Source organism: Myroides sp. WP-1, from assembly GCF_014145635.1.
Lineage (GTDB): Bacteria > Bacteroidota > Bacteroidia > Flavobacteriales > Flavobacteriaceae > Flavobacterium.
This window is the reverse complement of record NZ_JACHTC010000039.1, coordinates 1-5,178: the sequence shown is the minus strand read 5'-3', so window position 1 is coordinate 5,178 and position 5,178 is coordinate 1. Positions and strand designations below refer to the sequence as shown.

General features: G+C 31.0%; 8 protein-coding genes. All 8 read left to right on the top strand.

Translation table 11 applies throughout. From position 1 onward, the window contains the following. Positions 1 to 440: 440 nt before the first annotated feature. The 8 genes from H4K33_RS16085 to H4K33_RS16050 are packed head-to-tail and all read left to right on the top strand — an operon-like array spanning position 441 to position 5,025. On the top strand, positions 441 to 647 hold the full coding sequence (locus tag H4K33_RS16085) for a hypothetical protein (protein WP_131540133.1): 207 nt from the start codon (positions 441 to 443) through the stop codon (positions 645 to 647). Position 648: 1 nt separating this feature from the next. Continuing rightward, positions 649 to 846 (top strand): peptidase, encoded by a 198-nt coding sequence (locus H4K33_RS16080; protein WP_131540132.1) that lies wholly within the window; start codon positions 649 to 651, stop codon positions 844 to 846. A 6-nt stretch (positions 847 to 852) separates the two neighbouring features. Next, complete coding sequence (locus tag H4K33_RS16075) at positions 853 to 1,278, top strand: lipocalin family protein (RefSeq protein WP_131540131.1); 426 nt, start codon at positions 853 to 855, stop codon at positions 1,276 to 1,278. Positions 1,279 to 1,310: 32 nt separating this feature from the next. After that, positions 1,311 to 2,423, top strand: a complete 1,113-nt coding sequence (locus H4K33_RS16070) for a hypothetical protein (RefSeq protein WP_131540130.1) — start codon at positions 1,311 to 1,313, stop codon at positions 2,421 to 2,423. A gap of 13 nt (positions 2,424 to 2,436) precedes the next feature. Then, positions 2,437 to 3,357: a WG repeat-containing protein gene (locus H4K33_RS16065; protein ID WP_131540129.1), complete on the top strand. Its 921-nt coding sequence runs from the start codon at positions 2,437 to 2,439 to the stop codon at positions 3,355 to 3,357. A 9-nt stretch (positions 3,358 to 3,366) separates the two neighbouring features. Next, the gene (locus H4K33_RS16060) at positions 3,367 to 3,822 is read left to right on the top strand and encodes a hypothetical protein (protein WP_131540128.1); all 456 of its coding nucleotides are present in this window, start codon (positions 3,367 to 3,369) and stop codon (positions 3,820 to 3,822) included. A 10-nt stretch (positions 3,823 to 3,832) separates the two neighbouring features. After that, positions 3,833 to 4,078, top strand: coding sequence for a hypothetical protein (locus H4K33_RS16055; protein WP_131540127.1), 246 nt, complete (start codon positions 3,833 to 3,835; stop codon positions 4,076 to 4,078). Further along, positions 4,078 to 5,025: a YafY family protein gene (locus tag H4K33_RS16050; RefSeq protein ID WP_131540126.1), complete on the top strand. Its 948-nt coding sequence runs from the start codon at positions 4,078 to 4,080 to the stop codon at positions 5,023 to 5,025. Before H4K33_RS16055 ends, H4K33_RS16050 begins: the two co-directional genes overlap by 1 nt. Positions 5,026 to 5,178: the final 153 nt, after the last annotated feature.

The window sequence follows — 5,178 nt, the reverse complement described above, 5'->3', positions numbered from 1 at the left end:
AATATTTGTTCGTTCTTAATTCCTCCGGAGATTTTTTTTAGTTACCATATTATCAATTATTTAAACGTTAATAAATACTAAGGTACTAAATCATCGCAGCGAAAGCTACCGGAGGTTTAGTTCAACAAGGTATTGCCAAAAGCGGGGCTAAAGTGCTAAACTCAAGGTTCTGCCCTACTATTCCGCCAAAAACGAATTTTATTCGTTTTTGTTTTGTAAATTTAACTCATAAAAATTCGTTTTGGCTCACCTCGGTGCAAAATCGAAACTTTCGGCTTCGATTTCCCCGCCTTCGGCAATACCCAAAACGTTAGCAGAAATGTTATCAAAATTCCGTTCCAAAAGAAATTTCTCCAAAATTTAATTTATTTCAATATTTTTTGATTTCAAATAATAAACAGACATATTTTGTCTGTTTTAAAATTTACATTTGCATCATAATGAATGAAGCGAAACAAGAAATACTAAATATCATTGCAAATTATTGTAAAGAGAATCCAAATCAGAGGTTTGCACAAATCTTATTCAATCTCAATATTAATGAATTTAAAGAGGGTTCGGAAGAAATAAGAGATATTTACGACGATTCTGACCAAAAGATTTTGGAAAGATTACAAGAAAGAATTAAACAATTAAAAAATAAATAAAATGGCAAAACTTTGGAAAGTCACCGCAAAAAGAGACAGCGGAAAAGTAGTGAAAGGAATGAGTGTGGAAATTGTAATTTCAGACAGAAGTGGAGAACCAAGACCAAAAGAAATCGTAAGTGCATTTCAGTCAAAATACAGCATTATTGTAAACGAAGGTATATGTAATAGTTCTCATTTTCAAGTTGAAAAAATATAATAAAAAATGAAAAGAAATTTATTTTTAGGAACAACCGTTGTATGTATGCTTTTGTCTTGTGGAGAAGATCGAGATGAAGATACTACTGAACAAACTCCTATTAGTCAAAAAATTATAGGAACTTGGACAATAGTTAAAAAGGAAAGCAACGGAGCCAATGTTCCCGCTTCTTTACCTTGTCCCAATCTTGGGAATTTTTTTTTTGAACCGGACAAAAAATTATTTGAAAATCACAAATCGGTTGTTAATAACAATTGCGTGACAGATACTGATACGTACACCTATTCTGTTGATGAAAACAGCAAAAAAATCACTGCAAAAAATACACAGAATGACGTGCTGATTTATGCGATTAAGAGCCTCTCTGATAACGAATTGATTTTAGTAAATACGGAAGCTAATGATGTGATACAATATACGTTGAGTAAATAATTGTATTTGAAGGTTTAAAAAAAATTGAAATTATGAACAAAGAATTACAAAATTGGGCAGAGAAAGTTATTAAAGAAATTACTCCAGATGCAATAAACTTGAATAAAGACTATTATCCCTTTCAATCAAAGGCAATAGAAAATCCAGATATTTTGTTTTTGGGATTGAATCCAGGAGGAGGAAGTAGTTACGAAAGTCAGTCTACAAAAGATAAATGGGAGTTTATTGACTATTTTGACGAAAAGGGTAAGTCTATAAAGGTAATGAAACCTGAAAGATTGCTTGGAGGAAATCCTTTTTTTGAAATAAATTCGGATGAATGGAAATTTATCAAGGGACTTCGAAAAATATCGATGTTCGATAAGGCTTTAAATGAAAACAAATTTGTGTTAGCTAATTATTTTTATTTGAGTACAGCTGATTTTTATGAAGCAGAAACATTTCATAAAGATGTATTCGAGAAATGTAAAAAACTGACCTATGAAATGATTCAACTCATCAAACCTAAACTAATTGTAGTTTTAGGCACTTCAAAAGGGATTGACCAACTTGATGAGTTTAAAAATAAAAGACTAATTCTATCAGGAAATCATCAAAGATTATTGATTTCCGCAGACTATAATAATACAAAAGTTATAGCAATTCCGCATCCGTCACTAATGGCAATAACTGAAAAAGAAATTGAAGCTATTAATACAAATATTTTAGAATTAATTGAAGAGAAACCCTTTACTAATTATGAATTTAAAAAAATAAACTTCTCACAATTTTCAATTAATAATATTGAAAAAATTATTGAAGAAAAAGGAATAAAAGCTGATTTTGTGCAAAATAAAAATGTTTATGATTGGATAATAGATAATGGTACAAATAAAATTTTAGTTCGATTTTCTGTAAAGGATAAATATTTTGGTATTAGGGATTTCAATGCAAAAACATCAGGTTCTCCCAATCGATTTTATATAAATATTGAAAATGCGGATTTATATATCAGCACGATTACGAAACCTTTATTTTTCAAAACAAATAGTTGGATGGTACAAAAATTCTTTTCACAATATGAATTTGATAATCTTTCTGCTCTATATCAATTAATTGCGACAGATCTCACGAATCTTTATCATAAGATTATTAATGCATCATAATAATTATAAATAAATGAAAACCCTCCAACCCAAAGACATCGATGATGATTTACGTTGTTATTACGAATCAACAGGAGAACTACCGACAGAATGGGAACAAGTAACATTTTTTGATGAAGTAACTGATTTAGCAGTTGTTTCCGTTGATGGAATTTATGGTGCGGTTAATCGAGATGGAGAAGCTGTAATTCCGTTAATTTACCACTGTGCAATGCTTTTTTCCGAAGGATTGCTTGCTGTGAAAAAAAATGACAAATGGGGATATGTAGATAAAAATCACAATATCGTTATCCCTTTTGAATATGAAAATCTAAGAACTTACGGTTCTGCAATTGGTGCGGAGTTTTTATTTAATGGTTCATTCAGAGGAACTGTTGGATATTTTCGAAATGGAGAAACAATCGCAAGAAAGAACGGTAATATGGGATTCATCAATACAAAAAATGAAATTGTTTTCCCATTTCTGTACAAAGAAATAAATTCTGCCACGGATGATTATCTCTGTGTTTCTCACGACAAACTAAAATATGGTCTTGTCAATTTCAAGAATGAGATAATTCTTCCGTTTGTATATGATCGTTTAAGTATCACATATAACGATGATTATGTATCTTTTGGCGAAAAATCGGATGAAGTTATAGAAAATTATGACAAAGAAAATCAGCAGTTATTAGATTTTCAAGATGATAAATTGCTAAAATTTGGAATCCTCAATCTGAAAGGAGAAATCATTGTTCCAACTGTAAGTTATTCGGAAATAAAAATCGTAAACAATGGAAAAGCAATGTGCTTTGACTATCATAAAGATGAATGCTTTGTATATGATTTCGTAACCAAAGAAATCATTTATGCACCCGATGATTTAGTAGAAGACGAAACCGAAAAAGTAAGAGTAAATTTCATAAGGAACTTAGTAGGAATTGAATCAATATAATAATAGAAAATGTCTTTAACTCCACAAGAAATACAAAGATTTACCGAAATCAACACCAAAATTCGCAACGAAGAAATCCGTGCCCGAAAGCTGTATCTCGATTTGCGTCCTAAGTTGGACAAAATGGTAGAAGACAACATCATCAGCGATTACGAAATTGAAGAACACTATTCTTTTTTTAGTTTCGATGAAAATTTTTGCAAAAGCAAAAATGTAGAATTGGGAAATCCTTTTTTGGAGTATAAAACCAGCAATTTCATACAAACAGATGATGACTTTTTCAATACCAATTGGAACGAATTCAATTGGAGTAAAAAAGGACCTTTGCAGGATTTGCATTTCGGTTATACCATGCATTGTGCATTGTTTCATGCAGATCATGATTTATGGATTGAAGATATTTTGGCAACAGATGATTTTTGGTACGAATTGGATGTTCTTTACCAGTTTAATATCGAAGAGTAAAACAGGTAAAATGGCAGAAATCATCTATATTGGGATGAAACTCATTCGCATTTCAAGGGAAGATGCATCTAAATTAGAAATTTCGGATAATGCAGGAATTTCTTGGTCGGTTATAGAAAGCAGCTATATTGGCAATTTTACAGAGCTTGCAAAAAATCAACATACCTTGTTTGCGGAGACTTCTCTCGGAAGATTCCAATCCGTAACTTTCGGAAAAACCTGGACAGAATACAATTGGAAAAAATATTTAAAATAATGGCAAAACTCGAACAAATTCAACGTTTATTGTATATCGCAGAATTACTAAAAAGTAAACCAAACGGAATTACGTATGAAGAAACCAAAGTCTTTCTTGAAGAAAAATTTCAAGAAAAAGGATTTGAGCTTAAATTTAGCGAAAAAACTTTTAAACGTGACCGAAATTTGATTGGCGAAATTTTGGGTTTAGAAAGCAAATACAAAAAGGGCTTTGGAACTTTTGCATTAAACAACGATGAATTAGAGGAAGATTCAGAAGGTACTTTAGAAGATGTTTTGCTTATCGAAGCTTATCGAAAATCAAAAAGAAATTCTAAAATTATTCTGTTTGAAAAAAGAGAACCCAAAGGTTTGTATCATTTCACAGATTTTGTTGATGCAATAAAAAGACATAGAATAGTTTCTTTTCAATACCAAAAATTCTATGAAAACCAACCCGAAAAAAGAGCTGTAGTTCCTTATGCTTTAAAAGAATCTCAAAATCGTTGGTATCTTTTGGCAACTGATTTCTCTGTCGAAAATAAAAAATCTCTTGAAGATTTCACATCTAACAATGAAAAGCCAAAGATTAAAAGTTTCGGTTTAGACCGTATTTCTAATGTTGAAATTCATCACACAAGACAATTACGTAACGATGAAATTTTGGATGAATCATTCAAAAATTCATTTGGAGTTTCTTCAACATTAAATGAAGTTCCGCAAGAAATTATTTTGTCTTTCACTCCACATCAAGGAAAATACATAAAATCTTTACCACTACATCATTCACAAGAAATAATAACCGATACTGAAAAAGAATTGAGAATAAAAGTTACGCTTTATCCTACTTTCGATTTTACACAGGAAATTCTTTCTCACGGACGAAATGTTACAGTAATTTCTCCCAAATCTTTCCGAAAACATATTACAAATACTATCAAAGAAATGTCTGAAAATTATAAATAAACTAACTGAAAAAAAACACTTCTGCTAATAACTAAGCTTTCGTCTTGCCCGGAGGGCACGAGATGAAAGCCCGTTGAACGGAACCGTAGGAAGCTTAATACGTATTATGGAGTTTTCGAAGTATGACTTTAAGATATACCAGCAGTAATTTTA